Source organism: Variovorax sp. JS1663 (assembly GCF_002157355.1).
Taxonomy (GTDB): Bacteria; Pseudomonadota; Gammaproteobacteria; order Burkholderiales; family Burkholderiaceae_C; genus Variovorax.
This window is the reverse complement of the sequence record NZ_LYMK01000009.1, coordinates 160,217-186,592: the sequence shown is the minus strand read 5'-3', so window position 1 is coordinate 186,592 and position 26,376 is coordinate 160,217. Positions and strand designations below refer to the sequence as shown.

Here is a 26,376-nt window from a genome sequence, read left to right as displayed (position 1 = left end):
CTGCGTGGCCGCTGCGATGGCGATCTTCTTGGCCCTGACTCCCGCGGAATCGCCCGACACGCCCGGCACGACGTAGTACGGGCTCCACACGGGCGTACCAAACGGGTTGGTCTTCAGTGCGCTGGCATAGACGCGCCCGTCCGGACCCACGGCCATGGCCTGTGCCAGCACGCCCCCGGGTGCAGAAGAGTTGGGCGACACGGCGATGACGCATTGGTCGGCGTAGAAGTTCACATAGCCACCCAGCACGCCGCCGCCGCCCTCTGGGCCGCTGACATTGCAGTTCTTCGGCACGCGGGCCCAGTCGACATCATTGGCTTCGACGAGCCAGGTGTACGTGACGGGGAGCCCGGCCCGTGCGCGGGTTGTCAACTCTGCGGCGCGCTCGAGTTTGCCACTCAACAAGGTGCCGTCCGGAGAAATGGCGGTCCTGCCGAACACCCCGTTCGGCGGTATGACGTGACGATCGATGCCATCCGCACCGACTTCCACTAGGGTGGACTGTCCACTGCCTACATAAAGAATCGACGCGCCGTCCGGTGCCCATGATGGCTTGCCCGCACCACCCGTAGCAAGCACTGGCGAACTGGTGGTAGCTGGCTGCCCTATCCGAACGTTGCTGCTCGCATCGTCAAAGACAAAGGCTTGGGTGTTTGGAGACCATTCAAGGCCTCCGTAATAAACCCCCTCCTGTATATCGCGCACAAGGCTCTTTCCTGTGCCATCGGGGTTCATGGTCCACAGCGAGGTCGGCTTTGGTTGCGAGTTTGATGGCCACGTTGCGTAGGCCAGCTTGGATCCGTCGGGCAACCATGTGACGGCATACACATTTGCGCTGCTGGTCAGCTGGACCACGTTGGATCCATTGAGGTCCATGACATAGACATTTGAGCCCGATTCAAGGGCTCCCTTCAGAAAAGCGATCCTCTTGCCGTTGGGCGAGACCCGGGGAGAGTGGCCCTCGGCCAGCGTGGTGACACTGAAGTTGCCGGGCGATACCCTACTGATGATGGCCGTTGGTGCGGTCGTCACCCCGAAAACGATGGGGCCGTTCTCGCCCGGGTACGTGGCGTGGGCCGGGGTGATCGAGCCCACCGCGGCCAGGGTTGCGAGCACCAGTCCCATGCGCTGCAGCCTTCGCGCAGGTTTGCGCTGCTGTGCTTGGGGTGAGTGGGGGCCGGAAGGGCTGAGTGCCGACATGAACGCTCCTCAATAGCAAGGTTTCGAGAAAACCATGCTATGGACCGCCCGGGACAGACTATCAGCGACAACACAAAGAATCAGAATCGAAGCCCCCGCGCCACCGCGGCAGGACAGGATGCATCGGGCTCAGCCGTGCGCTGGAATGGCGTACGTCCCCACCGCATGCGCAACGATCTCGCTGCGCCCCTCCGAGTGCAGGCTGACCTCGCCGACCGCCAGCGTGCGCCCCAGCTTGATGAGCTTGCACACGCCGATGATGCGCGCGCTGGCCGCCGGCTTGCGAAGGAAGTTGATGTTCAGGCTCGTGGTCACCGTCAAGGGCACGATGCCTATCTCGGCAAGGATCGCGACGTAGAGCGCGACGTCGGCCGTGGCCATCAGAACAGGCCCGGAGACCGTGCCGCCGGGACGCAGCTCGGCCGGGCCGATCTCATGGGCCACGGTTGCGCCGCTGTTGCCCGCCTCGAGGACGGCGCACTTGGTTTGCGGAAACTCCCTGGCGATGAACGCTGCGATCTCTTCCTTGGTGGCGGGCATGCGAGGCTCTCGGCTCAGGCCTGCCCGGCCTTCACCTTCAGGCGCCACGCATGCAGCAGCGGCTCGGTGTAGCCGCTCGGCTGCTCCACGCCCTTGAACACCAGCTCCTGCGCCGCCTTGTACGCGGCCGAGGTCGCGAAGTTGCCGGCCATGTTCTTGTAGAGCGGGTCGCCCGCGTTCTGCTGGTCCACCACCGCCGCCATGCGCTGGAAGGTGGCGTCGACTTCTTCCTTCGTCACCACGCCGTGCAGCAGCCAGTTGGCGATGTGCTGGCTGGAGATGCGCAGCGTCGCGCGGTCCTCCATCAGGCCCACGTTGTGGATGTCCGGCACCTTGGAGCAGCCCACGCCCTGGTCGATCCAGCGCACCACGTAGCCGAGGATGCCCTGCACGTTGTTGTCCAGCTCCTGCTGGCGCTCGGCGGCGCTCCACGTCGCCTCGGCCGCGACCGGCACCTTCAGCAGATCGTTGAGGATGTTGTCGCGCTCGGTCTCGGCGTCGATCTTCTCCAGTTCCTTCTGCACCTCGGCCACGTTGACGCGGTGGTAGTGCAGCGCATGCAGCGTGGCGGCGGTGGGCGAGGGCACCCAGGCGGTGTTGGCGCCGGCCTTGGGGTGGCCGATCTTCTGCTCCAGCATGGCGGCCATCAGGTCGGGCATGGCCCACATGCCCTTGCCGATCTGCGCCTTGCCGCGCAGGCCGCACGAGAGGCCGACCAGCACATTGTTCTTCTCGTAGGCCGCAATCCAGGGCGTGGTCTTCATGTCGCCCTTGCGCAGCATCGGGCCGGCGCGCATCGCGGTGTGCATCTCGTCGCCGGTGCGGTCCAGGAAGCCGGTGTTGATGAAGGCCACGCGCGCAGCCGCCTCGGCGATGCAGGCCTGCAGGTTGACGCTGGTGCGGCGCTCCTCGTCCATGATGCCCAGCTTCACCGTGTTGGCCGGCAGGCCCAGCACCTGCTCGACGCGGCCGAACAGCTCGCTGGCGAAGGCCACTTCGGCCGGGCCATGCATCTTGGGCTTGACGATGTAGACGCTGCCGGTGCGCGAGTTGCCCTTGCGCTTCAGGTCGATGGTGGCGATGGTCGTGGTGATCACCGCGTCCATGATCCCCTCGGGGATCTCCTTGCCGTCGCCGTAGAGGATGGCCGGGTTGGTCATCAGGTGGCCCACGTTGCGCACGAACATCAGCGAGCGGCCGTGCAGCTTGACCGGCTTGCCGTCGGCACCGGTGTACTCGCGGTCGGGGTTCAGGCCGCGGGTGAAGGTCTTGCCGCCCTTGGCCACTTCCTCGGTCAGCGTGCCCTGCAGGATGCCGAGCCAGTTGGAATACGCGAGCACCTTGTCCTGCGCATCGACCACGGCCACCGAGTCCTCCAGGTCGAGGATGGTGGACAGGGCAGCTTCCAGCACCACGTCGCTGATGCCGGCCGCGTCGCCCTTGCCGATGGGCGTGCTGCGGTCGACGCGGATGTCGAGGTGGATGCCGTTGTGCTTGATCAGCACAGCGCTCGGTGTGGATGCATCGCCCTGGTAGCCGATGAACTGCGCCGGGTCGGCCAGCGGCGTGCTGCTGCTCTGCAGGGCGACCATCAGCTGGCCGTCTTTCACCGAGTAGCCGGTCGCTTGTTTGTGCGAGCCGTTGGCCAGCGGCGCGGCCTGGTCCAGCACCTCGCGCGCGAAGGCGATCACCTTGGCGCCGCGCGCCGGGTTGTAGCCCTGGCCCTTCTCGGCGCCACCGGTCTCGGGAATGGCGTCGGTGCCGTAGAGCGCGTCGTAGAGCGAGCCCCAGCGTGCGTTGGCGGCGTTCAGCGCATAGCGCGCGTTGAGGATCGGCACCACCAGCTGCGGCCCGGCCTGCAGCGCCAGCTCGGCGTCGACGTTCGCGGTGGTGGCCTTGGCGCCCTTGGGCTGGGGCAGCAGGTAGCCGATCTTTTCCAGGAAGGCGCGGTAGGCCGGCATGTCGGTGATCGGGCCGGGATGGCCCTGGTGCCAGCGGTCCATTTCCGCCTGCAGGCGGTCGCGCTCGGCCAGCAGGGCGACGTTCTTCGGGGCCAGGTCGCTGACGATGGCGTCGAAGCCCTTCCAGAAGGTGTCGCTGGCGACGCCGGTGGCCGGCAGCACCTGTTCCTCGATGAAGCGATGCAGTTCGGTGGCGACCTGGAGGCCGTGGACGGTCGTGCGGGCGGTCATGTTCTCTGCTCCTTGAATGCAAGACGGACGAATACAGCCGATGACTTTATTCGATACCCCGTTGATCTGTAAGGGTCTGAATGAGCGTTTTATCAGTGACCAAATTGAGGGTAATCGCAGGCAGCCGGGCCTCCCGCCCCAAGCAAAGGGTAGGCCCTGATAGGCAGTCCGCAAGCGCGCCATATATTTAACTTCTTAAATAAAAGAGACGCCCGCGATGATCCTTCTGGCTTCCAACGAGAACCCGCTCGGCATGCCCGAGTCGGCCCGCCGCGCCGCGGCCGCCGCGCTGCAGGGCGCGGGCAACTACCCGGACAGCAACGGTACCGCGCTCAAGCACGCGCTCGCGGCCCGGCTCGACGTGCCGATCGACTGGCTCACGCTGGGCAGCGGCTCCAGCGAGATCCTGGAACTCGCGGCGCGGGTGAGCGTGAAGCCGGGCGAGGGCATCGTCTACTCGCAGTATGGCTTCGTGGTCTACGGCCAGGCGGCGGCGCACGCGCATGCCCGCAGCACCGTGGTGCCTGCGCACGATTTCGGGCACGACCTGGCCGCCATGCGGGCCGTGATCGGGGCGGACACGCGGTTGGTCTTCATCGCCAATCCGAACAACCCCACCGGCAGCTTCCTCGAGGCCGGCGAACTGCTCGGCTTCCTCGAATCGGTCCCGGCCGGGGTGACGGTGCTGCTGGACGAGGCCTACACCGAATACCTCGCGCCGGCCCAGCGCTACGACAGCATGGGCTGGGTGCGGCGCTTTCCCAGCCTGATCGTGGCGCGCACCTTCTCCAAGGCCTACGGGCTGGCCGGGATGCGCGTCGGCTACGGCGTCGCGCAACCGGCGCTCTCGGCGCGGCTCAACGCCCAGCGGCCGCGCTTCAACGTCAGCACGCCGGCGCAGGCGGCGGCGGTCGCGGCGCTGGCCGACGAGGCCTTCCTCGCCCGCAGCTACCAGCTCAACAACGCCGGTCGTGCGCAGCTCGAGAACGGGCTGCACGAGCTGCGGCTGGCCTCCATCCCCTCCTCGGGCAACTTCCTGATGGTCCAGGTCGGCGAGGGGCGCACGGTGCATGCGCGCCTGCTGGCGGCGGGCATCGAGGTCTCGCTGCTCGACAACTACGGGCTGCCGCACTGGCTGCGCATCACGGTCGGCCTGCCGGAGCAGAACGCGGCCGTGCTGGCGGCGCTGCGCGATCTCGCCCCGGCGCGCTGAACGATCTCGACGACACCGACAACCACTCCGAGGAGACCGAGAAGCATGAAACGCCGTCATTTCACCGCGCTGGCAAGCGCGCAGATCGTCGCCGCGCTTGCCCCATCCCTGGCGCTCGCGCAGGAGCGCACCACCCGCATCCTGGTCGGCTTTCCGCCGGGCGGATCGGCCGACCAGGTCGCGCGCCTGCTCGCCGACAAGATGCGCGTCTCGCTGGGGCAGAACGTCATCGTCGACAACAAGCCCGGCGCGGCAGGAAGGCTGGCGCTGACCGAGATCAAGCGCTCCACCCCGGATGGCAATACGCTGATCTTCTCGCCCAGCGGCGCGATGGTGATCCACCCCTGGCTCTACCAGAACCTGGGCTACGACACCGCCAAGGACTTCACCCCCCTCTCGCAGGCCTGCACCTTCGACTTCGCCGTCACCGCCGGCCCTGGCGCGGTGTCCGGCGATCTGAAGACGGTGCTGGCCTGGATGAGGGCCAATCCCGCCAAGGCCAACTACGCGACCTCGGGCGCCGGCACCGTGCCGCACTTCGCCGGCCAGTTGCTCGCCCAGGCCGCCGGCGTGCCGATGACCCACGTGGCATACCGCGGCGGCGCGCCGGCCGCGCAGGACCTGATCGGCGGCCAGGTGCCGCTGATGGTCGACACCGCCTCCGAGACCATCGAGCACCATCGCGCCGGCAAGGTGCGTATCCTGGCCGTCACCGGCACGCAGCGCAACCGCGCGCTGCCCGAGGTGCCCACGCTCAAGGAGGCCGGCATCGACGTCTCGGCCGATGCCTTCTTCGGGCTCTACGGCCCGCCCGGCATGGCGCCCGAGCTGGTGCAGCGCATCGACCGCGCGGTGGCCGACGCGCTTCGCGCCCCCGACGTGCAGGACAAGATCTACAACCTGGGCCTGGTGCCGGCGCATGCGGGGCCGGCCGAGCTGGCGGCGACCCAGGCGGCGCACCTGAAGCGGTGGGAGGCACCGATCAAGGCGTCCGGCTTCAAGGCGGAATAGCGGTAGCCTGATGGATCGCCGCGCCAGGGACGCGGCGACCGGCACCACAACCGGACGATGGAGGTGAGCCATGGCGACATCGCCAAGTTCCGACAACGTTCTCTTCTTCATCCCGGATATCGGCGGGTTCACGCGCTTCGTGGCCGAGACCGAGGTCCGGCACAGCCAGCACATCGTCAAGGGATTGCTGGAACTGCTGGTGGATGCGAACCAGCTCGGCCTGGAAGTGTGCGAATTCGAGGGCGACGCCGTGCTGTTCTGTCGCACCGGCACGCCGCCCTCGCTGGCCGATCTCCTGGCGCAGGCGAAGAAGATGTTCGTGGACTTTCATCTTCATCTCCGGCAGCTCGAGATGCTGCGCGTTTGCCAATGCGGCGCCTGCACCGGTCTCAGCCGTCTTTCGCTCAAGTTCATCGCACACCTGGGGCCCGCCAGCACGATGGAGGTCAAGGGGCACTCGAAATTCATCGGCAAGAGCATCATCGTCGCGCACCGGCTGCTGAAGAACTCGGTGCCCGAGCCCGAGTACCTGCTGGTGACCGAGGAGACCCTGAACCAGCTGGGCGACGGTGTCGCAACGGCGTCTTCGTTCGAGAGCGGCAGCAACCGCTACGACGAGATCGGCGAAGTCGTCTATCGCCATCATTCGATGGCCGGCTATCTTGTCGAGGCGAAGGTCGAGCCGCCCGAGCCCTTCAGGCTGGCGGACCCGCGCCGGGCGATGGCGCTGTCGCGGCGCATCGAGGCTCCGGCGAGCGAGGTCTACCAGTGCCTGATCGACCTGCCGGCGCGCACCCGGTGGATCGACGGCGTCGAGCGCCTGGAGTTGCGCGACCCGCGCCCGAACCACATCGGCCAGCGGCACCGCTGCGTCGGCAGCCACTATCCGGAAGTCGTGACCAGCGAAGTGAAAGTGGGCCCATCGGGCACGGAGCTCTGGGAGACCGAGGTCGGAAAGAGGAGCGCCTTGCGCTACCTGATCGAGCCGGTGCCGGTGAATGCCACCCAGCTGACGCTGGAGGTGTACCTGCCCGACGGCATCCTGCCGCGCCTGATGTTCAGGCTGTCGATGCAAAAGACGCTGGAGCCCTTCTTCAGGACCTCCCTGGACAATTTCTCCAGGCTGCTGGAAGGCGCGCGCGTCGCGTGAACACGGCACATCCGCCGTGTGACAAATTACCGTGGATTCTTGGCGCCCGTGCCTATCATTCAGTCCATCGCATGCGATCAATTCGGATGCGATATCAACCGAACCGAAACCACCTCCACTTCAAGGAAACCATCATGAGCAAGATCGAAAAAGTCCTGGCCTCCGGCAAGACCCACACCCTCGTCAACCGCGGCGACCGCGTCGACATCGAACTGTCGTCGCCCGGCGGCGCGAATCCCGCCCACGTGTTCTCGGCGATCCAGGCCCACCCCACTGCGGAGCAGCTGTTCGCAGGCGCCTGGTCGGCCTGCTACATCCTGGCACTCGGCCTGGCGGCGAAGGAAAGGAAGGTGGCGCTGCCCGCCGACCTGTCCGTCGACATCCAGGTCGACCTGGGCCAGACCGGCAAGGCCTACTTCATCCAGGCCCGCTTCGATGTCCGCATGCCGGGCGTTGCGCAGGAAGTCGCCGAGGCCGTCGCGCATGCGGCGCACGAGATCTGCCCCTACTCGAAGGCCGTGCACGGCAACATCGACGTGGCCTTGAACGTCAGCACGTCCTGATCGATCGCGAGGCCATCGCGCCTCGCGGCCGCCAAGCCCGCGGAAGCCGTCCGCGGGCTTTCTGCCGTCCGAAAACGCCGCGGCGATTGCAGGCTCCTGCGATAAGATCGCATGCGATGTGTAATGCCGCTCATGCGCAGCGTGAGCCCCCGGCAAGGAGAACGCCCATGAAATCCACCGTCGAGGCGATCCCCGAGGACCTGAAGCTCTCGGACTACCTGTGCTTCGCGGTCTATTCCGCCAACCTGGCCTTCGGCAAGGCCTACAAGCCCCTGCTCGAGAAGCTGGGGCTGACCTATACGCAGTACATCACCATCGTGTCGCTCTGGGAGCAGGACGACCAGACCGTCGGCAGCCTGGGCGCCAAGCTGTTCCTCGAATCGAACACGCTCACGCCGATTCTGAAGAAGCTGGAGGCGATGGGCTACGTGGAGCGGCAGCGCGACCCTGCGGACGAGCGCCAGGTGCGGATCGGGTTGACGAAGAGCGGCAAGCGGCTGCGCGAGAAAAGCAGGGAAATGAGCCTCGCCGACGCGACGGGCCTGTCACCGGACGAGTTCGTTCAGCTGCAGAAGGCGGTTGTGACGATGCGCGACAACCTCATCAAGTCGATGCACACCAGCGAGTGAGCCAGGCGCGCTCGCCTACACCAATCCCGTGAGCTGACGCGCGGCCGCGCGCACCGGTTCGATGTGCCGTTCGTCGTAGCGGTGCGCCGGCATGGTCAGCGTCAGTGCCGCAGCCAGCCGTCCGTCGGCATGGAACACCGGCGCCGAGATCCCTCCCAGCTCCGCCGAGCGGTCGCCGACCATGGCGCAGTAGCCCTGCGCGCGGATGGCGTCGTAGAGCTTGCGCTCCTTCGCGCCGCGCGCATGGCCGGCCTCGGGCCCGAAGGCGATCAGAATGCGCGCGCCCGAGCCGCGGTCGTTGGGCAGCAGGTCGCCGGCGCGCACGTGGTCGCGCACCACGTGCGGTGAATCGACCCGGTAGAGGCACAGGCGCGCCCAGGTGCCGCCCTGTTCCTGACGCACGTGGTACGCCGCGCTCTCGCCCGTGGCCGCGACCAGCGCGCGCAGCACTGGCGGCACCACCGCGTCCAGCGAGAAGGAGGCGGCATAGAGGCCATGCAGCCGCGCGATTTCCGGGCCCAGCGCATAGCGGCCGTCCTCCAGCCGGCGCAGCAGCCGCGCATGCTCCAGCGAAGCCAGCAGGCGCAACGCCGTGCTCTTGTAGAGCTGGGTGCGCTCGGCGAACTGCGCCAGGCTCAAAGCCTCGTCGCCGGCCTGGAAGCACGACAGCAGGCTGAGCGCGCGATCGACCGCGGCGGCGCCGCCGGGGGCGGCATTGAGATCGGCGACCGATTCGGTCTGGGCTTTGCGGGGCATGGGCGTTCCGGCTTGACAGCAGGGGGTGGGGTACGGTGTAATTCTGTTGAAAAGAATATAGTTCTGTAAGATAGAACAGTCAAGCGCTTCTTCCTCCTTCCTCCTTCCTCCTCCTTCCTCCTTCCTCCTTCTTCCTTCTTCCTTCTTCCTTCTTCCTTCTTCCTTCTTCCTTCTTCCTTCTTCCTTCTTCCTTCTTCCTTCCTCCTTCTTCCTTCTTCCGCGAGACAGACCCATGCCCCATCCCGACGTCCTGATCAGCGAGGTCGGCCCCCGAGACGGCCTGCAATCCGTCCAGGCCACCATGCCCACTGCCGACAAGCTGCGCTGGATCGATGCGCTGCACGTCGCCGGCGTGCGCGAGATCGAGGTCGCCTCCTTCGTGCCGGCTCGCCTGCTCCCGCAGATGGCCGATGCCGCCGAGGTGGTGCGCCACGCGGTCCTGCTCCCCGGCCTCACGGTGATGGCGCTGGTGCCCAACCGCAAGGGCGCCGAGGCCGCGCTCGCGGCCGGCGTGCACAAGCTCACCATGCCGGTCTCGGCCAGCGTTGCCCACTCGCTGGCCAACGTGCGCAAGACGCGCGAGGAGATGGTCCAGGAGGTCCGTGCCATCGCCGCGCTGCGCCGCGACATCGCGCCCCACGTGAAGCTGGAGGCCGGCATCTCCACCGCCTTCGGCTGCACCCTGCAGGGCGAGGTGCCGGAAGACGAGGTGATCCGCCTGGCCGTGCAGTGCGTCGAAGCGGGCGCCGACGAATCGGGCCTGTCCGACACGGTCGGCTATGCCAACCCGGCCCAGGTGCGCCGCCTGTTCCGGCGCCTGCGTGCCGAGCTCGGCGACAAGGCCGGCGCCGCCCACATGCACAACACGCGCGGCCTGGGCCTGGCCAACTGCCTCGCGGCCTACGAGGAAGGCGTGCGCACCTTCGACGCTTCGCTCGGCGGGCTGGGCGGCTGCCCCTACGCGCCCGGCGCTTCCGGCAACGTGGTGACCGAGGACCTGGTCTTCATGTTCGAGGCCATGGGCGTGCACACCGGCATCGACATCGGCCGACTCATCGCCGCCCGCGCTCCGCTGATGGCGGGCCTGCCCGGCGAACCGGTCTACGGCATGACGCCCGAGGCCGGCCTGCCCAAGGGCTTCATCCAAGGAAAAGCACATGCCTGATCGCACCACCCCACCGCTGCCCTACGCCGGCATACGCGTCGTCGAGTTCACCCACATGGTGATGGGCCCCACCTGCGGCATGCTGCTGGGCGACCTCGGCGCCGAGGTCATCAAGGTCGAGCCCATCGATGGCGATGCCACGCGCCGCCTGCTGGGCTCGGGCGCGGGCTTTTTCCCCACCTTCAACCGCAACAAGAAAAGCATCGCGCTCGACCTCAAGAAGCCCGAGGGCGTGCAGGCGGCGCTGCGCCTGATCGCCACCGCCGACATCGTCAGCGAGAACTTCAAGCCCGGCACGATGAAGAAGCTGGGCCTGGACTACGAGAGCCTGAAGAAGCTCGACCCGCGCCTGATCTACGTCAGCCACAAGGGCTTCCTGCCCGGTCCCTACGACCACCGCACCGCGCTCGACGAGGTGGTGCAGATGATGGGCGGCCTGGCCTACATGACTGGCCGCATTGGCGACCCGCTGCGCGCCGGCACCAGCGTCAACGACATCATGGGCGGCATGTTCGGCGCCATCGGCGCGATGGCCGCGCTGCGGCAGCGCGAGCAGACCGGCGAGGGCTGCGAGGTGCAGTCAGCCCTGTTCGAGAACAACATCTTCCTGGTCGCCCAGCACATGATGCAGTTCGCGGCCACCGGCAAGGCCGCCGACCCCATGCCCAGCCGCATCTCGGCGTGGGCCGTGTACGACGTCTTCACCGTCAGGGACGGCGAGCAGATCTTCCTGGCCGCGGTCAGCGACAAGCAGTGGACCATCTTCTGCAAGGCCTTCGGCCTGGAGGAGATGCTGGCCGACCCTCGACTGAAGACCAACAACGACCGCGTGCTGGCCCGGGACTGGATGATGCCGATGCTGCGCTCGCACCTGGCCGGCCACAGCGCGGCCGAGCTGGCCGCGGTGTTCGAGAAGAACGAGCTGCCCTTCGCACCCATCACCAAGCCGCAGGACCTGTTCGACGACCCGCATCTCAATGCCACCGGCGGCCTGGCGCCGGTGCGCATGAACGACGGCACCGAATCGAAGGTGCCGCTGATGCCCTTCACCCTGGGCGGCGAGCGCCCCGGCATCCGCCTGCAGCCGCCGCTGCTGGGCGAGCACGGCAGCGCCCTGCTGCGCGAAGTCGGCTACAGCGAGGACGAGATCGCCGCGCTGAAGCAGCAACACATTACGACCGGAGACTGATCCCATGAAGACATCGATTCGCGCGGCGCTGTTCGCCGCGGCGGGAGCCTGCGCGCTCGCCCTGGCCCCGCTCGCGAGCGCCCAGCCGGCCTGGCCCGACAAGCCCGTGCGCCTGCTTGTGCCCTACGCGCCCGGCGGCACCACCGACTACGCCGCGCGCCAGATCGCGCAGAAGCTCACGGAGCAGACCGGCAAGTCCTTCTACGTCGAGAACAAGGCCGGCGCCAGCGGCACCATCGGCTCCGACCTGGTGGCGAAGTCGGCGCCGGACGGCGGCACCTTCCTGATCAACGACACCACCTACGCGATGCTGCCGCACCTGTTCAAGAAGCTGCCCTGGGACCATGCGAGCGGCCTGGTGCCGGTCACCACCATCGTCGATGCGCCGCTGGTGCTGGTGGTCGGCGCCGGCTCGCCCTACAAGACGGCGCAGGAGCTGGTCGAGGCCGCGCGCAAGAGTCCCGACAAGCTCACCTTCGGCTCCGGCGGCGTCGGCAGCTCGACCCACCTGGGGGGCGAGCTCTTCAAGCAGCACGGCAAGCTCGCGCTGACGCACGTGCCCTACAAGGGCGCGGGCGAGGCGATGCTGGGCGTGGTCTCGGGCCAGGTGGACGTGCTGGTCACCGCCGCGCCCACCGCCATCCCGCAGGTCAAGGGCGGCAAGGTGCGCGCGCTCCTGGTCACCTCGCCGAAACGGCTCGATGCACTGGCCGATGTGCCGACCAGCGCCGAGGCCGGCATGAAGGGCTTGGCCGCCACCAACTGGTTCGGCATCGCCGCGCCCAAGGGCACGCCGCAGCCGATCATCGACAAGCTCCAGGCCGAAGTGAAGAAAGCCCTGGCCTCACCCGACCTGGTCAAGCGCTTCGCCGAGCAGGGCGCCGCGCCGGGCGGCATGGCCACCGCTGACTTCCAGCAATACGTGAAGCGCCAGACGCAGGATTGGGGCGCGGTGATCAAGGCGGCCGGCGTGCAGCCGGAATGAGGGCGCGCGGGCCATGTGGAACCTGAGCTTCACTCCCCCTGAGATCATCGAGGCCCGAGTGCTCACGCGACTGCCCGATGCCTTCCGCCAGCCACGGCGCACCGACTGGGTCGACGCCAACAAGCCCGGCCATGTGATGGACAGCTTCCTCGAGGGGCCGGTGTTCGACCGCGCGGGCCACCTGTACGTCACCGACATTCCCTACGGCCGCATCTTTCGCGTGACGCCCTCGCTCGAATGGCAACTGGTCGTGCAGTACGAGGGTTGGCCCAACGGCATGGCGATTCACGCCGACGGCAGCCTCTGGATCGCCGACTACCGCCGCGGCATCCTGAAGCTCGACGCGGCATCCGGAACGATCGCCACCGTGCTCGCGCACCGCAACAGCGAGTCCTTCAAGGGCGTGAACGACCTGAGCTTCGACGGCGAAGGGCGCCTCTACTTCACCGACCAGGGCCAGACCGGCCTGCACGATCCCACGGGCCGCGTCTACCGCCTCGGCACCGACGGCAAGCTGGACCTGCTGCTCGCGAACGCGCCCAGCCCCAACGGCATCGCGGTGAGCGGGGACGCCAAGTTGCTGTTCGTGGCCGTCACGCGCGGCAACCAGGTGTGGCGCGCACCGCTGCTGCCCGACGGCAGCATCTCGAAGATGGGCGCCTTCCAGACGTTCTTCGGCGCCAGCGGGCCCGACGGCCTGGCGCTCGCGGAAGACGGCAGCGTGGTGGTTGCGCACGCCAGCCTGGGCGGGGTCTTCGTGCTGAATGCGCGCGGCGAACTCACCCATTTCGTCCGCAGTCCCGCTGGCCAGACCGTGACCAACGTCGCCTTCCGGCCCGGCACGCGCGAGGTGGTGATGACCGAATCGGCCACGGGCACCGTGCTGGCGGCCGAGCTGCCGACAGAGGGCGCGCCTCTGTTCTCGCACCGGCCTTGATCAGGCCAGGTCCTGGTGCAGGCAGAGGATGTTGCCTTCCGGGTCTTCGAACCACGCGGCCTTCTCCGAGCCCAGCACGCAGACGTGCTCGACCGTCTTCAGCCCCGGCAGGTCGTAGTCGGCGAAGCGCACGCCGCGCTGCGCGAGTGCGGCGACCGCTTCCTCGATGCGCTCCACTTTGAAACTGAGCGCCGTGTGTTCGGCCTTCGTGCCTTCCGGCTTGGGAAACAGGGCGAGCTCGGTGCCGCCGCAGCGGTAGACGAACTTGCCGTCCGGCTTGGCTCCGAGGGGCTCGAGGCCGAGCCCCTCTTCGTAGAACCGGCGTGCACGGTCGAGGTCTTTCACGGGCAGCATGCAGGTGACGCTGCTGGTGGCGAGTGGGGTCATGACGCGCTCCTTCGGGCCTGGGTTTGCCGTTGTAGGCCTTCGGCGTGCGCTTGACCATCCGAAGGAACGCGCAGGCCTGCCGCGCATGGAGCGTGTCTCAGGCCATCATCTGCGATAGAGGAACTCGGCCTCGCGATCGATGAAGCGCAGGATCACCCAGGGGCAGGCGATGCGGTCGATCTTCGGACGTTCGCGCGACACCCATTTCATGATGTCGATCCTTCCCGGCCCGGCTTGGCGGCGAGCGGCCGACCGGCGCTTTGCCAGCCGTCGATGCCGCCGCGCAGGTAGCGCGCCTTCAGGCCCGCGGCACGCAGGCGCATCGCCGTTGCGCGCCCCACCTCATGGCCGTAGACGCAATAGACGACCACCTCGCGGCCGGCCGGCAGCTCGCCGGCCCAGCGGGCGACGGCAGCCGGGTCCTGCCAGCGGGCGCCGGGAATCATCGATGACGCCTGCTCGAACACGCCGGCGCGGCGCACGTCGAGCAACAGCGCACCCGCGATCTCGTCCTGGTCCGCGCCGAAGGCCTCGCTCGCCGCGTGCACGGCCTCCTGGTAGCGCTCATACGCGGGATTCCAGTCGATGCCGGCCACGAAGGATTCGATGTCGCCCGGGTTGTCGAAGGCCAGGATCGTGATGCCACCCGCGGGATCCGGCGCGCGATCGGTGGTCCGCCGATGGACCAGCATGCCCTCCTGCGGCCGAAACACCAGCAGGACCTGGCCCGGCGTCTCGCCGAGCGAGTAGCCCATCGCGACGAAGGCCTCGCGCCAACGCTCGACGCTGCCGAAGCTGGCGGCCAGGGCCAGTGCCATCGCAGGGGGCCGGACGGGTGCATCCATGGGACTCTCCTCAGGGAAAAAGCAGCGGCCGGCCCAGCGTGACGGCGAGCCCGGCGAGCGCGCAGGCGCCGAGCAGCGGCATCACGCCGACCTTGAAGCGGAACAGGGCGAGGGCCGCCGCGACGACGATGACGGCGGACACGAGGTCGAAGCGGACGCCGAAACCTTGCGGCCACAGCACGTGGTAGGCGAAGAACAGCGCCAGGTTCAGGATCACGCCCACCACCGCCGCGGTGACCGCCGACAGCGGCGCGGTGAAGCCCAGCTTTCCGTGCGTGGCTTCCACCAGCGGCCCACCGGCCAGGATGAAGAGGAAGGAGGGCAGGAAGGTGAAGAAGGTGACCACCGAGGCGGCCAGTGCACCGCCGAGAAAGAGGGCTTCGGGTCCGAGCACCTGCTTGAGCCAGCCGCCGACGAAGCCCACGAAGGCCACCACCATGATCAGCGGACCCGGCGTCGTCTCGCCCAGGGCCAAGCCGTCGATCATCTGCGCGCCCGACAGCCAGTGGTGCTGCTCGACCGCGCCCTGGTAGACATAGGGCAGCACCGCATAGGCGCCGCCGAAGGTCAGGAGCGCGGCCTTGGTGAAGAACCAGCCCATCTGCGCCAGCGTGCCCTGGAGGCCCTGTGTGGCGGCGAGGGCGCCCATCGCCAGCGCCCAGATGCCCAGCCCGACGGCCAGCAGCTTTGCCAGATGGCTGCGCGAGAAGCGCGCGTGCGGCGGTGTGGGCGTGTCGTCGTCGATCAGCGCAGGTCCGTAGCTGTGCTGCTCGCTGCCATGGCCGCCGCCGAGCGCGAACACCGCCGGTGCACGGCGCGACCCGAAATGGCCGATCAGCCCGGCCGCGAGGACGATCGCCGGAAAGGGCGCATCAAAGGCGAAGATGGCGACGAAGGCCGCCGCCGCGATGCCCCACATCCAGCGGTTCCGCAGCGCTCGCGTGCCGATGCGGTGCGCCGCGTGCAGCACCAGCGCCGTCACGGCCGGCTTGATGCCGTAGAAGATGCCGGCCACCGCCGGCACGTCGCCGAAGCGCAGGTAGATCCACGACAGCGCGATCAGGATGAACAGCGAGGGCAGCACGAACAAGGCGCCGGCGACGATGCCGCCCCAGCTGCGATGCATCAGCCAGCCGATGTAGGTGGCCAGCTGCTGTGCCTCCGGCCCGGGCAGCAGCATGCAGTAGTTCAGCGCGTGCAAAAAACGCTTCTCGCTGATCCAACGGCGACGCTCGACCAGCTCGGTGTGCATGATCGCGATCTGCCCGGCCGGCCCGCCGAAGCTGATGAAGCCGAGCTTGAGCCAGAAGCGCAAGGCCTCGGCGAAGCCGACGGGGTCGGGTGCGGGGGGCACCTCGCCCGTCTTGTCCAGAGTGGCGCTCACGAAGAGGCTCCCGGCGCTGCATAGAGCGCATCGAACACCGCCGCCGCGGCGGCAACCAGCTTGTCGTCCTTGGCATGCACTTCGCGCAGGCCGCCCAGCACGGCTTCCAGCCCGGCCGCTTCGGGTACGGGGATACCGCCCACATCGAGGTAGTGCACCGCGCCGGCGACGCGCCGCAGCCTCGGGTCGGATTCCAGGCCAAAGCTCGCCGCGATCACCTCGAAGGTGACGCGCGTCCCGACGTGGGTGAAGCGCGCGCCGTCGTAGTCGAAGCCGACAACGCCGCGCGGCGTGCGAATCGGCGAGCGCCCGACGTCATCCAGCCAGACGAACTCGGCCGCCGGGTCGATGAAGCGCCGCACCAGCCAGGCGCAGGCCAGCCGGTCGACCCACGGGCGCGCGCGGGTGGCCCAGCGCTTGCCCTGGAACTTGGCCTTGTCCAGCCGCACGATGCCGTCATCCGCGCGCGGCTGCGGCTCACCCTTGGAGAACCTGGCGTCCAGCGCGCGGCGCAGGGCCAGCAGCTCGGCCTCGGCCTGCTCGGCGGCTGGGCCCGGGTAGTAGTCGATGCCGCGCAAGGCCTGCAGCGCGTCGGCCACGCCGCGCAGGCGGCGCCTGGCCTCGGTTTCGCCCAGCGCTTCGATCTCGAACTGCAGCGCCGTTGCGGTCTCGCGCCATAGCGCATAGGCCTCAGTGCGATCGAACTGGGCCAGCACCTCGTCGCGCTGGGCCTCGTCGCGCGGGGACAGCGTCATCACCGAAGCCGCTCCGCCGTGCTCGCGCACCTCTGCGGCCAGGGACCCCAGCGCCGGCGCGTGCGTGTCCGGCAGCAGGTAGGCGCCGTCGCGCAGCGCCGCGCAGCCCAGCGCCTTGAGCGCCCGCCAGATACGCAGGCGCACCGCGTTCGGCTGGGTCGGCAGGGTGACGATCAGGATGGCCCACATGATTTGTAGCATACGCTACTAATCATGTAGTAACAATATCAACTCTAGGAGTCGATGCGGATCTGGTTCGCCTTCCTGCTGCGCGCCTTCGACGCCCTGCTGCGCGAGCGCCATGTCACGCGCGCGGCGGAGCGCCTGGAGATGAGCCAGTCGACCATGAGCACGCTGCTGGCGCGCCTGCGCGAGCTGTTCGGCGACGAGTTGCTGATGCGCGCGGGCGGCGGCCTCATGCCCACCGAACTGGCCCTGCTGCTGTGGCCGCGCGTGCAGGACGCGATCGCCGCGATGGACCGGGTGATCGAGCCCGCGCGCTTCGACCCCCCACCACCAGCCACACCTTCCGCCTGATCGTGATCGACTACATCGATCTCCTGTGGTGGCCAGCGTGCCGGCACGGCTGGCGCGGCGCATGACCCGCATGGCAGCGGTCGCGCCCTTCGACCTCCCGCTGGAGCTGCCGCTCTTCGACGTGCGCATGCTGTGGCATCCGCGCACCGACCATTCGCCGGCGCACGAGTGGCTGCGCGCGCTGATGGTCGAGTGCGCGCGCGAAGCCTGACCAGCCGTGAATGAACCCGCGTTTGGATAATCGCCGCCGATGGACCGCCTGAAGCAGCTCGAATCCTTCGTCGCGATCGCCACCCGCGGCAGCCTCACCGCCGCCGCCAAGGCCGAGGGCGTGGCCCCCGCGATCATGGGCCGGCGCCTCGATGCGCTGGAGGAGCGCCTGGGCGTCAAGCTGCTCCTGCGCACCACCCGCCGCATCACCCTCACCCACGAGGGCAGCGCCTTCCTGGAGGACTGCCAGCGCATGCTGGTCGAGCTGGCCAATGCCGAGGCCAGCGTCAGCGCCGGTGGCATCAAGGCCAGCGGGCACCTGCGGGTGACGGCGCCGGCGGGCTTCGGCCGCCGCCACGTGGCGCCGCTGGTGCCGCGCTTCCACCAGCTGCATCCGGAAGTCACCATCTCCCTCAACCTCAGCGACCGCGTGATCGACGTGGCCGGCGAGAACTACGACTGCGCGGTGCGCGTGGGCGACCTGCCCGACTCCTCCCTGGTCAGCGTGCGCCTGGCCGACAACCGGCGCCGCTGCGTGGCCACCCCCGAGTTCATCCGCCGGCACGGGGCGCCGCGCCATCCGGGCGAGCTGTCGCGCTTCGCCTGCCTGAGCCTGTCCAGCGACGCCTCGCAGACCCGCGGCTGGGCCTTTCGCGTGCCTTCCGTCGACGGCGAGTCCGAGGTCATCCACCTCAAGCCCACCGGGCCGCTGGACTGCTCCGACGGCCAGGTGCTGCACGACTGGTGCCTGGCCGGCCACGGCATTGCCTGGCGCAGTACCTGGGAGGTGGAGGCCGAGATCGACGCCGGCCTGCTGGTGCCGCTGCTCGACGACTTCGCGGCGCCGCCCAACGGCATCTACGCCGTGTTCCCCCAGCGCAAACACCTGCCGCTGCGGGTGCGGCTGTGGCTGGACTTTTTGAAGGCCCAATATGCGCGGCCGGAATTCTGGGGCGGCACAATCGCTGCGCCCGCGACTTCCACGACATCCACGGAAAAAGCCCGATGACCCTCGAAGCGATCCTCGCCTACCTGCACATCCTGGCCATCCTCACGATGGTGGTGTTCATCTCCAGCGAGGCGGCGCTGTGCCGCGTCGAATGGCTCAATGCCGCCGCCGTCGAGCGCCTGGCCCGGGTGGACATGGTCTACGGCATCGCCGCCATCGCCGTGCTCGCCACCGGCATCGCCCGCACCTGGTGGGGCATGAAGGGCACGGCCTGGTACTGGACCAACCCGCTGCTGCACGTGAAGCTGGGGCTCTTCGTCATCGTCGGCGTGCTCTCGATCTTCCCGACGCTGACCTACTTCCGCTGGCGCAAGGCCGTGCGCGCCACCGGCACGCTGCCGGCCGAGGCGGAGATCCGCAAGACGCGCAAGCTGGTGATGATCCAGGCCCACCTGATCGCGCTGATTCCCCTGGTGGCCGTGTTCCTGGCGCGCGGCTTCGGTGCCAAGGGCTGACAGGCCATGCAGCCGGTGGCCGTGAAAGCGCTGTTCGCCGGCACCATCTTCACCAGCGCCTTCCTGCTGTTCCTGGTCCAGCCGCTGATCGCCAAGCAGATCCTGCCCTGGTTCGGCGGCTCGGCGGCGGTGTGGTCGGTCTGCATGGTGTTCTTCCAGCTCGCGCTGCTGGCCGGCTATGCCTATGCGGACTGGGTGGCCCGCAGGTTGGCGGCGCGTACGCAGGCATGGGTGCACGGCACGCTGCTGCTGGCGAGCCTCGCCTTCCTGCCGGTGCTGGCGGATCCGTCCTGGAAGCCCGCCGGCAACGAGGAGCCGACGCTGCGCATCCTCGGACTGCTGATCGCCACCATCGGGCTGCCGTACTTCCTGCTGTCCACCACCGGGCCGCTGGTGCAGTCCTGGGTCACGCGCACGCCCTGGGGTGCCCAGGTGTACCGCTACTTCTCGCTGTCCAACCTCGCCTCGCTGGCGGCGCTGCTCTGCTACCCCGTGCTGATCGAGCCGCGCAGCACCGTGCCGCAGCAGGCCTGGGCCTGGTCGGCGGGCTTCGTGCTGTTCGTGCTGCTGTGCGGGGCCACCACCGTCTACGTGGCCCGGCGCTGGCCCGGCGCCGCATCGGCGACGGCCACCGACGCGGCCGTCGCCCCGAGCCCGAAGCCGCGCCGCATCGATCAGCTGCTGTGGCTCGCTTTGCCCGCGCTGGGGACCTGGCTGCTGCTGGCCGTCACCAACCATGTCACGCAGAACGTGGCGCCGGTGCCCTTCCTGTGGGTGCTGCCGCTGTCGGTGTACCTGCTGTCCTTCATCCTCAGCTTCGACAGCGACCGCTGGTACCGGCGCCCCATCGTGCTGCCGCTGGCCGCCGTCATGCTGGTGCTGGGCGCCTACGCCCTGCAGGACAGCATCGGCAGCGCCTTGCGCACGGGGCTGCCGATCTTCGTCGGCGGCCTGTTCCTGCTGTGCCTGTGCCTGCACGGCGAAACGGCACGCCTGCGGCCCGGCCCGGAGTACCTGACGCGCTTCTACCTGATGCTCTCCCTGGGCGGCGCGCTCGGCGGCGTGCTGGTGGGGCTGGGCGCGCCCTACGTGCTGCCGGCCTTCTACGAGCTGGGGATCGGCCTGGTACTGTGCGCGCTGGCCGCGCTCGCGGTGTGGCGGCATCGCCGCATCGGCGTGCTGACGGGGCTGGCGCTGGCCGCCGGTTGCGGCTGGTACCTGTCCGAGCAGGTGCGCGACGATGCGCGCGCGCGGCGCCTGGACCGCAACTTTTACGGTGCGATGATGGTGTCCGACTCCGGCACCGAGGAGAACGACCGGGTGCGCCGCCTCCACCACGGCATGACCCTGCACGGCGAGCAGTACCTCGCGGCGGAGAACCGGCGCTGGCCGGGTTCCTACTACAGCAAGAGCTCCGGCGTCGGGCGCGCGATCGAGGCCGCGCCGGCCGGCCCGCGCCACGTCGGCATCATCGGCCTGGGCGCCGGCACGCTGGCCGCCTATGGGCGGCCCGGCGACGTGTACCGCTTCTACGAGATCAACCAGCGCGTCTTCGACCTGGCCGACAGCGAGTTCAGCTACCTGCGTGACAGCGACGCGCGCATCGAGCGCGTGCTGGGCGACGCGCGGCTGGCGCTCGAGCGCGAGGCGCCGCAGGGCTTCGACGTGCTGGCGGTGGATGCCTTCTCGGGCGACTCGGTGCCGGCTCATCTGCTGACAGTGCAGGCGCTGGACATCTACCTGCGCCACCTGAAGCCCGAAGGCGTGATCGCCTTCCACGTGTCCAACCGCTACCTCAAGCTCGACACGGTGGTGAGCACCATCGCCCAGGCGCGCGGCCTGCACGCCGCGCTGGTGGAGGACAACCCCGAGGCCATCGACGTGGAGCGCAGCATCTGGATGCTGGTGGCGCGCGACCCGCGGGCGCTGCAGCGCGAGCCCTTTCGCGGAGCGGCCACCACGCCCGACCCGGTCTATGGCGTTGCGCCGTGGACCGACGACTTCAACAACCTGTTCAGCGTCCTGAGGTAGCGCCGCAAAAAAGCCCCGTCAGGACGACGCCCGCGGGGCTGATCGGGAAGGTCCGGGCCTTCAAGCCGCCGGCTTGGCGCTGAGGCATTCCTTCATGAAGGCCTTGCGTTCGTCGCCTTTCAGCGCCTTGGCCTTGGGGTCGGCGTTGCAGGTCTTCATCTTGTCCTGCTGCGTCACGGGCTTGGCCGAGAGGCAGGTTTTCATGAAGGCCTTGCGCTCGTCGCCCTTCTTGTCGCCGGCGTCCTTGTTGCACGTGGCCATCTTGCTTTGCTGGGCCGTGGGGGCCTTGTCCTGCGCATGCGCGGCGCCGACGCAAAGACAGGCCGCCATGGCCATCAGAGGGAGAAACTTCTTCATGGTGTGGGTGTCCTCGAGGTGGGTTGTGGCAGGAGCCCCGACAGGGGCCGCCCATGCTAACGGCCGCCCCTGACCGGCGGATGACCGAGGCGGACGAGGGGCGGGTTTGCCCCCGGTAAAATCCCGCGATGCTATTGGTCAAACAGGATCTGCTCGCGGCGCTCGCGAACACGCTCGAAACCCTTTCGCCCGGCTATGGCGCCAAGGCGGCCTTCGAATCGCCCAAGGTGGCGGCGCATGGCGACCTGGCCTGCACGGCCGCCATGCAGCTCGCCAAGCCGCTCTCGCGCAAGCCGCGCGAGCTGGCCGAGGACATCAGCGCCGCGCTGCGCGCGACCCGCGCCTTCCAGCAATGGGTCGACGCGGTGGAGATCGCAGGCCCCGGCTTCCTGAACATCCGCCTCAAGACCGCCGCCAAGCAGCAGGTCGTGCGCGAGGTGCTGGCCGCGGGCGAGGCCTTCGGCCGCGAGGCCGGCCAACAGGGTGGCGAGCGCGTGCTGGTCGAGTTCGTGTCGGCCAACCCCACGGGTCCGCTGCACGTGGGCCATGGCCGGCAGGCGGCACTGGGCGACGCCATCTGCAACCTGCTCGCCACGCAGGGCGCGCAGGTGTATCGGGAGTTCTATTACAACGATGCCGGCGTGCAGATCCAGACCCTGGCCACCAGCACCCAGCTGCGCGCCAAGGGCTTCAAGCCGGGCGATCCGCAATGGCCCGAGCAGGCCTACAACGGCGAGTACATCGCCGACATCGCCGAGGACTTCAAGGCGAAGAAGACGGTGCGCTCGGACGATCGCGAATACACCGCCAGCGGCGACGTCGACGACCTCGATTCGATCCGCCAGTTCGCCGTGGCCTACCTGCGCCATGAGCAGGACCTGGACCTGAAGGCCTTCCAGGTGCGCTTCGACAACTACTACCTGGAGTCCAGCCTCTACACCAGCGGCCGGGTCGAGGCCACGGTGAAGAAGTTGGTGGCAGCGGGCAAGACCTACGAGCAGGACGGTGCCTTGTGGCTCAAGTCGACCGACTACGGTGACGACAAGGACCGCGTCATGCGCAAGGGCGACGGCAGCTACACCTACTTCGTGCCCGACGTCGCCTATCACATCGCCAAGTGGGAGCGCGGCTTCCACAAGGTGGTGAACCTCCAGGGCACCGACCACCACGGCACCATCGCCCGCGTGCGTGCAGGCTTGCAGGCGGCAGGCGTTGGGATTCCTGCCGGCTACCCCGACTACGTGCTGCACACCATGGTGCGCGTGATGCGCGGCGGCGAGGAGGTCAAGATCAGCAAGCGCGCCGGCAGCTACGTCACGCTGCGCGACCTGATCGAATGGACCAGCACTGACGCCGTGCGTTTCTTCCTGCTGAGCCGCAAGCCCGACACCGAGTACACCTTCGACGTCGACCTGGCGCTCGCGCAGAACAACGACAACCCGGTCTACTACGTGCAGTACGCCCATGCGCGCATCTGCTCGGTGCTGGCCGCCTGGGGCGGCGATGTGTCCGCGCTGGGGCAGGCCGACCTGTCGCCGCTGTCCAGCCCGGCTGCCCAGCCCCTGCTGCTGATGCTGGCCAAGTATCCCGACATGCTCGCCGCCGCCGCCAAGGACTTCGCGCCGCACGACGTCACCTTCTACCTGCGCGAGCTGGCCTCGGCCTACCACAGCTACTACGATGCCGAGCGCATCCTGGTGGACGACGAGCCCGTGAAGCGGGCCCGCCTGGCGCTGGTCGCGGCCACTGCCCAGGTGCTGCACAATGGCCTCGCGATTCTCGGCGTGAGCGCGCCGCGCAAGATGTGATTGCAGACCCTCACCATGACTAAAAGACAAAGCGGCAACATCGTCATCGGCCTGATCGTCGGCCTGGTGCTGGGGCTGGGCGTGGCGCTGGGCATCGCGGTCTACGTGACCAAGGTGCCGATCCCCTTCATGACCAAGACCCAGCGCGGCGGTGCCGAGCAGGACGAGGCCGAGGCGCGCAAGAACCGCGACTGGAATCCCAATGCACCCCTGGCCGGCAAGGCCGGCGCCGTGCGCCCACCGGAGCCGCCACCCGTGCCCGCCGCGCCGGCACAGCCCTCTGCCACTGCGCCGGCTGCCCCGCAGACCGCACCGGCGCCGGTGGTGGTGCAGCCGACGCCCGGCCAGCCGTCGCAGCAGCCGCGTGCGGCGCGCCCGCCCGTGCCGGCGGAAGCCAATGCGCTCCCGCCGTCGAGCGACCCGATCGGCGACCTGGCCCGTGCCCGTGCCGGCGGCAGCAGCACCCAGACCGCCGCCGCGGCGCCCAGCAGCAGCGACCCCTTCATGTACTTCGTGCAGGCCGGCGCCTTCCGCAGCACCGAAGACGCGGAAGCCCAGCGCGCCAAGCTCTCGCTGATGGGCGTGGAGGCCCGGATCACCGAGCGCGAGCAGGCCGGCCGCACCGTGTTCCGGGTGCGGGCAGGCCCATTCAACAAGAAGGAAGACGCCGACCGGCTCAAGGAGCGGCTCGACGGCAACGGCCTCGAATCGGCCCTCGTGCGCGTGCAGCGCTGAGCTTTTTCGTCCACCGCGGCGTTCCGGGAACTCCGGCCGCCGCACCGGCTCTGTCAGCCGCACAGGAGAACCATTCGCATGAAACGTCGTGATTTTTCGCTGGCAGCCAGCTCGCTGGGTCTGCTTCCCTTCGTCTCCCCCGCGCACGCGCAGGCCCAGGTCCCCAAGGCCGGCAGCGATTACGCGGTGCTCGAAAAGCGCGTGCCGGTCGACGCACCGGCCGGCAAGGTCGAGGTGATCGAGTTCTTCTGGTACAGCTGCCCGCACTGCAATGCCTTCGAACCGACGCTCGAGGGCTGGATCCGCAAGCTGCCGCCGCACGTGTCCTTCCGGCGCGTGCCGGTCGCTTTCCAGGCCAGCTTCCAGCCGCAGCAGAAGCTCTACTACGCCCTGGAAGCCATGGGCAAGGTCGACGAATACCAGCGCCGGGTGTTCAACGCCATCCACCAGCAGCGCCAGAACCTGTCGGGCGACCAGCAGATCATCGACTGGGCCGCGGCCAACGGCCTGGACAAGGACAAGTTCACCGAGCAGTACAAGTCCTTCAGCGTGGCCAGCAAGATCCAGCGCGCCAAGCAGCTGCAGGACGCCTACCAGGTGGCCGGCGTGCCCTCGCTGGGCATCGCGGGGCGCTGGTACGTGGACGGCGAAATGGCGCGCAGCATGGAACGCGCCCTGCAGATCACCGACTACCTGGTCGGCGAGGCACGCAAGAGCGCCTGAGGCGCCGCCCCCCGCTCCCCCGGAAGCCCGCCTCGGCGGGCTTTTTCATCCGGGCGCCGAAGTCCGGGTCCATGAGGCCGCATACAATCCGCCAGCAAGTTTCGTGCCTTTATGAATTCGTTACTTTCTCCGCTCGCTTTTCGCCATCTCTGTCGTGCTTTCGTATTCGCCTTGTCGCTGGCCGGCCTGGCGTCGTTGGCGCAGGCCGAGAAGGCCGACCGCACCAAGCCGATGAACATCGAGGCCGACGCGATGCGCTACGACGACCTCAAGCAGGCCAGCGTCTTCACCGGCAACGTGGTGGTGACCAAGGGCACGATCATCATTCGCGGCACGCGCATCGACGTGCGGCAGGACCCCGAGGGCTACCAGTACGGCGTGGTCACCGCCGCGCCCGGCAAGCTGGCCTACTACAAGCAGAAGCGCGACGCTGGCACCGACGAGTGGATCGAGGGCGAGTCGGAAGTCATCGAATACGACAGCCGTGCCGACAACGTGAAGTTCATCCGTCGCGCCGTGATGCGCCGCCTCTATGGCGCCACCGTCAACGACGAGAGCAGCGGGCCGCTGATCGTCTATGACCAGAGCAACGACACCTTCACCGTCAACGGCTCTTCGCTGCCGCCCAACGCGGGCGTCGCGGCGCCGGCCGGCGGGCGGGTGCGGGCGATCCTGACGCCCAAGTCGGCTGCCTCCGCGCCGGCCGCAGGCGGCGCCAAGGCAGCGGTGCCGGCCGCTCCGGCGCCTGCGACGCCGGCTTCCGGTCCGGGCCTGCGCTCGACCACCACCCTCGGCGGGGAATCGCGGCAGTGACGGAGGACACGGGCATGGTCAACGGCAGCATCGCCGCGCGGGGCAGCCGCCTCGAGGCGCGCGGCCTGCAGAAGAGCTACGGAAGCCGCAAGGTCGTCAAGGACGTCTCGCTGGCCGTCGAGAAGGGCGAGGTGGTCGGCCTGCTGGGGCCCAACGGCGCGGGCAAGACCACCTCCTTCTACATGATCGTCGGCCTCGTGCGCGCCGATGCCGGCGAGATCAGCATCGACGGCGAGCCCATCGCGCACATGCCGATCCACCGCCGCTCGCGCATGGGCCTGAGCTACCTGCCGCAGGAGGCCTCGATCTTCCGCAAGCTCACGGTCGAGGAGAACGTGCGCGCTGTGCTCGAGCTGCAGCGCGAGCCCAACGGCGACGGCCGGCCCCAGCCGCTGCCCAGGCAGCGCATCGAGGAGCGCCTGGGCGAGCTGCTGCACGACCTGCGCGTGGACCACCTGCGCGACTCGCCGGCGCTGGCGCTGTCGGGTGGCGAGCGCCGCCGCGTCGAGATCGCGCGCGCGCTGGCCACGCAGCCGCGCTTCATCTTGCTGGACGAGCCCTTCGCCGGCATCGACCCGATCGCTGTGATCGAGATCCAGCGGATCATCAATTTCCTGAAGGAGCGCGGCATCGGCGTGCTCATCACGGACCACAACGTGCGTGAGACGCTGGGCATCTGCGATCACGCGTTCATCATCAGCGACGGGCATGTGCTGGCACAAGGCACGCCATCGGAGATCGTCGACAACGCCGAGGTACGGCGCGTCTACCTGGGCGAGCACTTCCGGATGTAGAGG

Annotated in this window: 28 protein-coding genes and 2 pseudogenes; 19 read left to right on the top strand and 11 right to left on the bottom strand. The window is 68.6% G+C overall.

The window, feature by feature from the left end:
• The 3 genes and pseudogenes from A8M77_RS35155 to A8M77_RS10640 form a co-directional block, all read right to left on the bottom strand.
• A pseudogene (locus A8M77_RS35155) lies at positions 1-1,200 on the bottom strand (PD40 domain-containing protein); the annotation flags it as partial.
• 129 nt (positions 1,201-1,329) lie between these two features.
• Positions 1,330-1,740, bottom strand: a complete 411-nt coding sequence (locus tag A8M77_RS10645) for a PaaI family thioesterase (RefSeq protein WP_086921524.1) — start codon at positions 1,738-1,740, stop codon at positions 1,330-1,332.
• A gap of 14 nt (positions 1,741-1,754) precedes the next feature.
• Positions 1,755-3,932 carry a malate synthase G gene (locus A8M77_RS10640; RefSeq protein WP_086921523.1) on the bottom strand — a complete coding sequence of 726 codons (2,178 nt, stop codon included), beginning with the start codon at positions 3,930-3,932 and terminating at the stop codon, positions 1,755-1,757.
• A gap of 217 nt (positions 3,933-4,149) precedes the next feature.
• Here A8M77_RS10640 and hisC point away from each other — a divergent pair, with 217 nt between their 5' ends.
• From hisC to A8M77_RS10615, 5 genes are all read left to right on the top strand, one after another.
• Positions 4,150-5,145: a histidinol-phosphate transaminase gene (gene hisC, locus A8M77_RS10635; protein ID WP_086921522.1), complete on the top strand. Its 996-nt coding sequence runs from the start codon at positions 4,150-4,152 to the stop codon at positions 5,143-5,145.
• Positions 5,146-5,190: 45 nt separating this feature from the next.
• Positions 5,191-6,156 (top strand): Bug family tripartite tricarboxylate transporter substrate binding protein, encoded by a 966-nt coding sequence (locus A8M77_RS10630; protein WP_086921521.1) that lies wholly within the window; start codon positions 5,191-5,193, stop codon positions 6,154-6,156.
• Between the two features lie 70 nt (positions 6,157-6,226).
• Positions 6,227-7,306 carry a DUF2652 domain-containing protein gene (locus A8M77_RS10625; protein WP_086921520.1) on the top strand — a complete coding sequence of 360 codons (1,080 nt, stop codon included), beginning with the start codon at positions 6,227-6,229 and terminating at the stop codon, positions 7,304-7,306.
• A 134-nt stretch (positions 7,307-7,440) separates the two neighbouring features.
• A complete protein-coding gene (locus tag A8M77_RS10620; protein ID WP_086921519.1) occupies positions 7,441-7,869 on the top strand; it encodes an Ohr family peroxiredoxin in 429 nt (142 codons plus the stop codon).
• Between the two features lie 167 nt (positions 7,870-8,036).
• Positions 8,037-8,498, top strand: a complete 462-nt coding sequence (locus tag A8M77_RS10615; protein ID WP_086921518.1) for a MarR family winged helix-turn-helix transcriptional regulator — start codon at positions 8,037-8,039, stop codon at positions 8,496-8,498.
• Between the two features lie 15 nt (positions 8,499-8,513).
• Here A8M77_RS10615 and A8M77_RS10610 read toward each other — a convergent pair whose 3' ends face one another.
• Positions 8,514-9,254 (bottom strand): IclR family transcriptional regulator, encoded by a 741-nt coding sequence (locus tag A8M77_RS10610; protein WP_086921538.1) that lies wholly within the window; start codon positions 9,252-9,254, stop codon positions 8,514-8,516.
• A 79-nt stretch (positions 9,255-9,333) separates the two neighbouring features.
• The gene (locus A8M77_RS36070; protein WP_158100912.1) at positions 9,334-9,495 is read right to left on the bottom strand and encodes a hypothetical protein; all 162 of its coding nucleotides are present in this window, start codon (positions 9,493-9,495) and stop codon (positions 9,334-9,336) included.
• Between A8M77_RS36070 and A8M77_RS10605 the strand changes: the two genes are divergently transcribed.
• The 4 genes from A8M77_RS10605 to A8M77_RS10590 are packed head-to-tail and all read left to right on the top strand — an operon-like array spanning position 9,487 to position 13,530.
• Positions 9,487-10,419 carry a hydroxymethylglutaryl-CoA lyase gene (locus A8M77_RS10605; RefSeq protein ID WP_086921517.1) on the top strand — a complete coding sequence of 311 codons (933 nt, stop codon included), beginning with the start codon at positions 9,487-9,489 and terminating at the stop codon, positions 10,417-10,419. The genes A8M77_RS36070 and A8M77_RS10605 overlap by 9 nt on opposite strands.
• A complete protein-coding gene (locus tag A8M77_RS10600; RefSeq protein ID WP_086921516.1) occupies positions 10,412-11,608 on the top strand; it encodes a CaiB/BaiF CoA transferase family protein in 1,197 nt (398 codons plus the stop codon). Before A8M77_RS10605 ends, A8M77_RS10600 begins: the two co-directional genes overlap by 8 nt.
• A 4-nt stretch (positions 11,609-11,612) precedes the next feature.
• The gene (locus A8M77_RS10595) at positions 11,613-12,593 is read left to right on the top strand and encodes a Bug family tripartite tricarboxylate transporter substrate binding protein (RefSeq protein ID WP_086921515.1); all 981 of its coding nucleotides are present in this window, start codon (positions 11,613-11,615) and stop codon (positions 12,591-12,593) included.
• A gap of 13 nt (positions 12,594-12,606) precedes the next feature.
• Positions 12,607-13,530, top strand: coding sequence for an SMP-30/gluconolactonase/LRE family protein (locus A8M77_RS10590; RefSeq protein WP_086921514.1), 924 nt, complete (start codon positions 12,607-12,609; stop codon positions 13,528-13,530).
• Here the strand turns inward: A8M77_RS10590 and A8M77_RS10585 are convergent, their stop codons facing one another.
• The 5 genes and pseudogenes from A8M77_RS10585 to A8M77_RS10565 form a co-directional block, all read right to left on the bottom strand.
• Positions 13,531-13,917: a VOC family protein gene (locus A8M77_RS10585; protein WP_086921513.1), complete on the bottom strand. Its 387-nt coding sequence runs from the start codon at positions 13,915-13,917 to the stop codon at positions 13,531-13,533.
• Between the two features lie 114 nt (positions 13,918-14,031).
• A pseudogene (locus A8M77_RS10580) lies at positions 14,032-14,127 on the bottom strand (chromate resistance protein ChrB domain-containing protein); the annotation flags it as partial.
• Positions 14,124-14,762: a rhodanese-like domain-containing protein gene (locus A8M77_RS10575; RefSeq protein ID WP_238136775.1), complete on the bottom strand. Its 639-nt coding sequence runs from the start codon at positions 14,760-14,762 to the stop codon at positions 14,124-14,126. The gene A8M77_RS10575 and the pseudogene A8M77_RS10580, both read right to left, overlap by 4 nt.
• Positions 14,763-14,772: 10 nt before the next feature.
• Positions 14,773-16,146: a chromate efflux transporter gene (gene chrA / locus A8M77_RS10570; protein ID WP_086921512.1), complete on the bottom strand. Its 1,374-nt coding sequence runs from the start codon at positions 16,144-16,146 to the stop codon at positions 14,773-14,775.
• A complete protein-coding gene (locus A8M77_RS10565) occupies positions 16,143-17,102 on the bottom strand; it encodes a chromate resistance protein ChrB domain-containing protein (RefSeq protein WP_337590013.1) in 960 nt (319 codons plus the stop codon). The genes chrA and A8M77_RS10565 overlap by 4 nt, the downstream gene beginning before the upstream one ends.
• A 42-nt stretch (positions 17,103-17,144) precedes the next feature.
• On the opposite strand from A8M77_RS10565, the gene A8M77_RS10560 reads away from it, so the two are divergent.
• The 5 genes from A8M77_RS10560 to A8M77_RS10540 all read left to right on the top strand — a co-directional run bounded on the left by A8M77_RS10560 (position 17,145) and on the right by A8M77_RS10540 (position 21,143).
• Positions 17,145-17,438 carry a helix-turn-helix domain-containing protein gene (locus A8M77_RS10560; RefSeq protein WP_086921510.1) on the top strand — a complete coding sequence of 98 codons (294 nt, stop codon included), beginning with the start codon at positions 17,145-17,147 and terminating at the stop codon, positions 17,436-17,438.
• A gap of 61 nt (positions 17,439-17,499) precedes the next feature.
• Positions 17,500-17,649 (top strand): hypothetical protein, encoded by a 150-nt coding sequence (locus tag A8M77_RS36065; protein WP_158100911.1) that lies wholly within the window; start codon positions 17,500-17,502, stop codon positions 17,647-17,649.
• 39 nt (positions 17,650-17,688) lie between these two features.
• Complete coding sequence (locus A8M77_RS10550) at positions 17,689-18,657, top strand: LysR family transcriptional regulator (RefSeq protein ID WP_086921508.1); 969 nt, start codon at positions 17,689-17,691, stop codon at positions 18,655-18,657.
• On the top strand, positions 18,654-19,112 hold the full coding sequence (locus A8M77_RS10545; RefSeq protein WP_086921507.1) for a DUF2214 family protein: 459 nt from the start codon (positions 18,654-18,656) through the stop codon (positions 19,110-19,112). The genes A8M77_RS10550 and A8M77_RS10545 overlap by 4 nt, the downstream gene beginning before the upstream one ends.
• Positions 19,113-19,133: 21 nt before the next feature.
• Complete coding sequence (locus tag A8M77_RS10540; protein ID WP_238136774.1) at positions 19,134-21,143, top strand: spermidine synthase; 2,010 nt, start codon at positions 19,134-19,136, stop codon at positions 21,141-21,143.
• A gap of 60 nt (positions 21,144-21,203) precedes the next feature.
• On the opposite strand, the gene A8M77_RS10535 is transcribed toward A8M77_RS10540, so the two are convergent.
• Complete coding sequence (locus tag A8M77_RS10535) at positions 21,204-21,500, bottom strand: PsiF family protein (RefSeq protein ID WP_086921505.1); 297 nt, start codon at positions 21,498-21,500, stop codon at positions 21,204-21,206.
• 128 nt (positions 21,501-21,628) lie between these two features.
• Here A8M77_RS10535 and argS point away from each other — a divergent pair, with 128 nt between their 5' ends.
• From argS to lptB, 5 genes are all read left to right on the top strand, one after another.
• Positions 21,629-23,308, top strand: a complete 1,680-nt coding sequence (argS, locus tag A8M77_RS10530) for an arginine--tRNA ligase (protein WP_086921504.1) — start codon at positions 21,629-21,631, stop codon at positions 23,306-23,308.
• Between the two features lie 15 nt (positions 23,309-23,323).
• A complete protein-coding gene (locus A8M77_RS10525; protein ID WP_086921503.1) occupies positions 23,324-24,043 on the top strand; it encodes an SPOR domain-containing protein in 720 nt (239 codons plus the stop codon).
• Between the two features lie 78 nt (positions 24,044-24,121).
• Positions 24,122-24,766, top strand: coding sequence for a thiol:disulfide interchange protein DsbA/DsbL (locus A8M77_RS10520; protein WP_086921502.1), 645 nt, complete (start codon positions 24,122-24,124; stop codon positions 24,764-24,766).
• A 111-nt stretch (positions 24,767-24,877) separates the two neighbouring features.
• A complete protein-coding gene (gene lptA, locus A8M77_RS10515; RefSeq protein WP_086921501.1) occupies positions 24,878-25,579 on the top strand; it encodes a lipopolysaccharide transport periplasmic protein LptA in 702 nt (233 codons plus the stop codon).
• 14 nt (positions 25,580-25,593) lie between these two features.
• Positions 25,594-26,373 (top strand): LPS export ABC transporter ATP-binding protein, encoded by a 780-nt coding sequence (gene lptB / locus A8M77_RS10510; RefSeq protein WP_086921500.1) that lies wholly within the window; start codon positions 25,594-25,596, stop codon positions 26,371-26,373.
• The last annotated feature ends 3 nt before the right edge of the window (positions 26,374-26,376 follow it).

What these genes read in the sequence shown, in the direction of transcription:
- A8M77_RS10645 (WP_086921524.1), bottom strand. Translation starts at nt 1,740, where the DNA reads ATGCCCGCCACCAAGGAAGAGATCGCAGCGTTCATCGCCAGGGAGTTT.
- A8M77_RS10640 (WP_086921523.1), bottom strand. Translation starts at nt 3,932, where the DNA reads ATGACCGCCCGCACGACCGTCCACGGCCTCCAGGTCGCCACCGAACTG.
- hisC (WP_086921522.1), top strand. Translation starts at nt 4,150, where the DNA reads ATGATCCTTCTGGCTTCCAACGAGAACCCGCTCGGCATGCCCGAGTCG.
- A8M77_RS10630 (WP_086921521.1), top strand. Translation starts at nt 5,191, where the DNA reads ATGAAACGCCGTCATTTCACCGCGCTGGCAAGCGCGCAGATCGTCGCC.
- A8M77_RS10625 (WP_086921520.1), top strand. Translation starts at nt 6,227, where the DNA reads ATGGCGACATCGCCAAGTTCCGACAACGTTCTCTTCTTCATCCCGGAT.
- A8M77_RS10620 (WP_086921519.1), top strand. Translation starts at nt 7,441, where the DNA reads ATGAGCAAGATCGAAAAAGTCCTGGCCTCCGGCAAGACCCACACCCTC.
- A8M77_RS10615 (WP_086921518.1), top strand. Translation starts at nt 8,037, where the DNA reads ATGAAATCCACCGTCGAGGCGATCCCCGAGGACCTGAAGCTCTCGGAC.
- A8M77_RS10610 (WP_086921538.1), bottom strand. Translation starts at nt 9,254, where the DNA reads ATGCCCCGCAAAGCCCAGACCGAATCGGTCGCCGATCTCAATGCCGCC.
- A8M77_RS10605 (WP_086921517.1), top strand. Translation starts at nt 9,487, where the DNA reads ATGCCCCATCCCGACGTCCTGATCAGCGAGGTCGGCCCCCGAGACGGC.
- A8M77_RS36070 (WP_158100912.1), bottom strand. Translation starts at nt 9,495, where the DNA reads ATGGGGCATGGGTCTGTCTCGCGGAAGAAGGAAGAAGGAGGAAGGAAG.
- A8M77_RS10600 (WP_086921516.1), top strand. Translation starts at nt 10,412, where the DNA reads ATGCCTGATCGCACCACCCCACCGCTGCCCTACGCCGGCATACGCGTC.
- A8M77_RS10595 (WP_086921515.1), top strand. Translation starts at nt 11,613, where the DNA reads ATGAAGACATCGATTCGCGCGGCGCTGTTCGCCGCGGCGGGAGCCTGC.
- A8M77_RS10590 (WP_086921514.1), top strand. Translation starts at nt 12,607, where the DNA reads ATGTGGAACCTGAGCTTCACTCCCCCTGAGATCATCGAGGCCCGAGTG.
- A8M77_RS10585 (WP_086921513.1), bottom strand. Translation starts at nt 13,917, where the DNA reads ATGACCCCACTCGCCACCAGCAGCGTCACCTGCATGCTGCCCGTGAAA.
- A8M77_RS10575 (WP_238136775.1), bottom strand. Translation starts at nt 14,762, where the DNA reads ATGGATGCACCCGTCCGGCCCCCTGCGATGGCACTGGCCCTGGCCGCC.
- A8M77_RS10565 (WP_337590013.1), bottom strand. Translation starts at nt 17,102, where the DNA reads ATGCTACAAATCATGTGGGCCATCCTGATCGTCACCCTGCCGACCCAG.
- A8M77_RS10560 (WP_086921510.1), top strand. Translation starts at nt 17,145, where the DNA reads ATGCGGATCTGGTTCGCCTTCCTGCTGCGCGCCTTCGACGCCCTGCTG.
- A8M77_RS36065 (WP_158100911.1), top strand. Translation starts at nt 17,500, where the DNA reads ATGACCCGCATGGCAGCGGTCGCGCCCTTCGACCTCCCGCTGGAGCTG.
- A8M77_RS10550 (WP_086921508.1), top strand. Translation starts at nt 17,689, where the DNA reads ATGGACCGCCTGAAGCAGCTCGAATCCTTCGTCGCGATCGCCACCCGC.
- A8M77_RS10545 (WP_086921507.1), top strand. Translation starts at nt 18,654, where the DNA reads ATGACCCTCGAAGCGATCCTCGCCTACCTGCACATCCTGGCCATCCTC.
- A8M77_RS10535 (WP_086921505.1), bottom strand. Translation starts at nt 21,500, where the DNA reads ATGAAGAAGTTTCTCCCTCTGATGGCCATGGCGGCCTGTCTTTGCGTC.
- argS (WP_086921504.1), top strand. Translation starts at nt 21,629, where the DNA reads ATGCTATTGGTCAAACAGGATCTGCTCGCGGCGCTCGCGAACACGCTC.
- A8M77_RS10525 (WP_086921503.1), top strand. Translation starts at nt 23,324, where the DNA reads ATGACTAAAAGACAAAGCGGCAACATCGTCATCGGCCTGATCGTCGGC.
- A8M77_RS10520 (WP_086921502.1), top strand. Translation starts at nt 24,122, where the DNA reads ATGAAACGTCGTGATTTTTCGCTGGCAGCCAGCTCGCTGGGTCTGCTT.
- lptA (WP_086921501.1), top strand. Translation starts at nt 24,878, where the DNA reads ATGAATTCGTTACTTTCTCCGCTCGCTTTTCGCCATCTCTGTCGTGCT.
- lptB (WP_086921500.1), top strand. Translation starts at nt 25,594, where the DNA reads ATGGTCAACGGCAGCATCGCCGCGCGGGGCAGCCGCCTCGAGGCGCGC.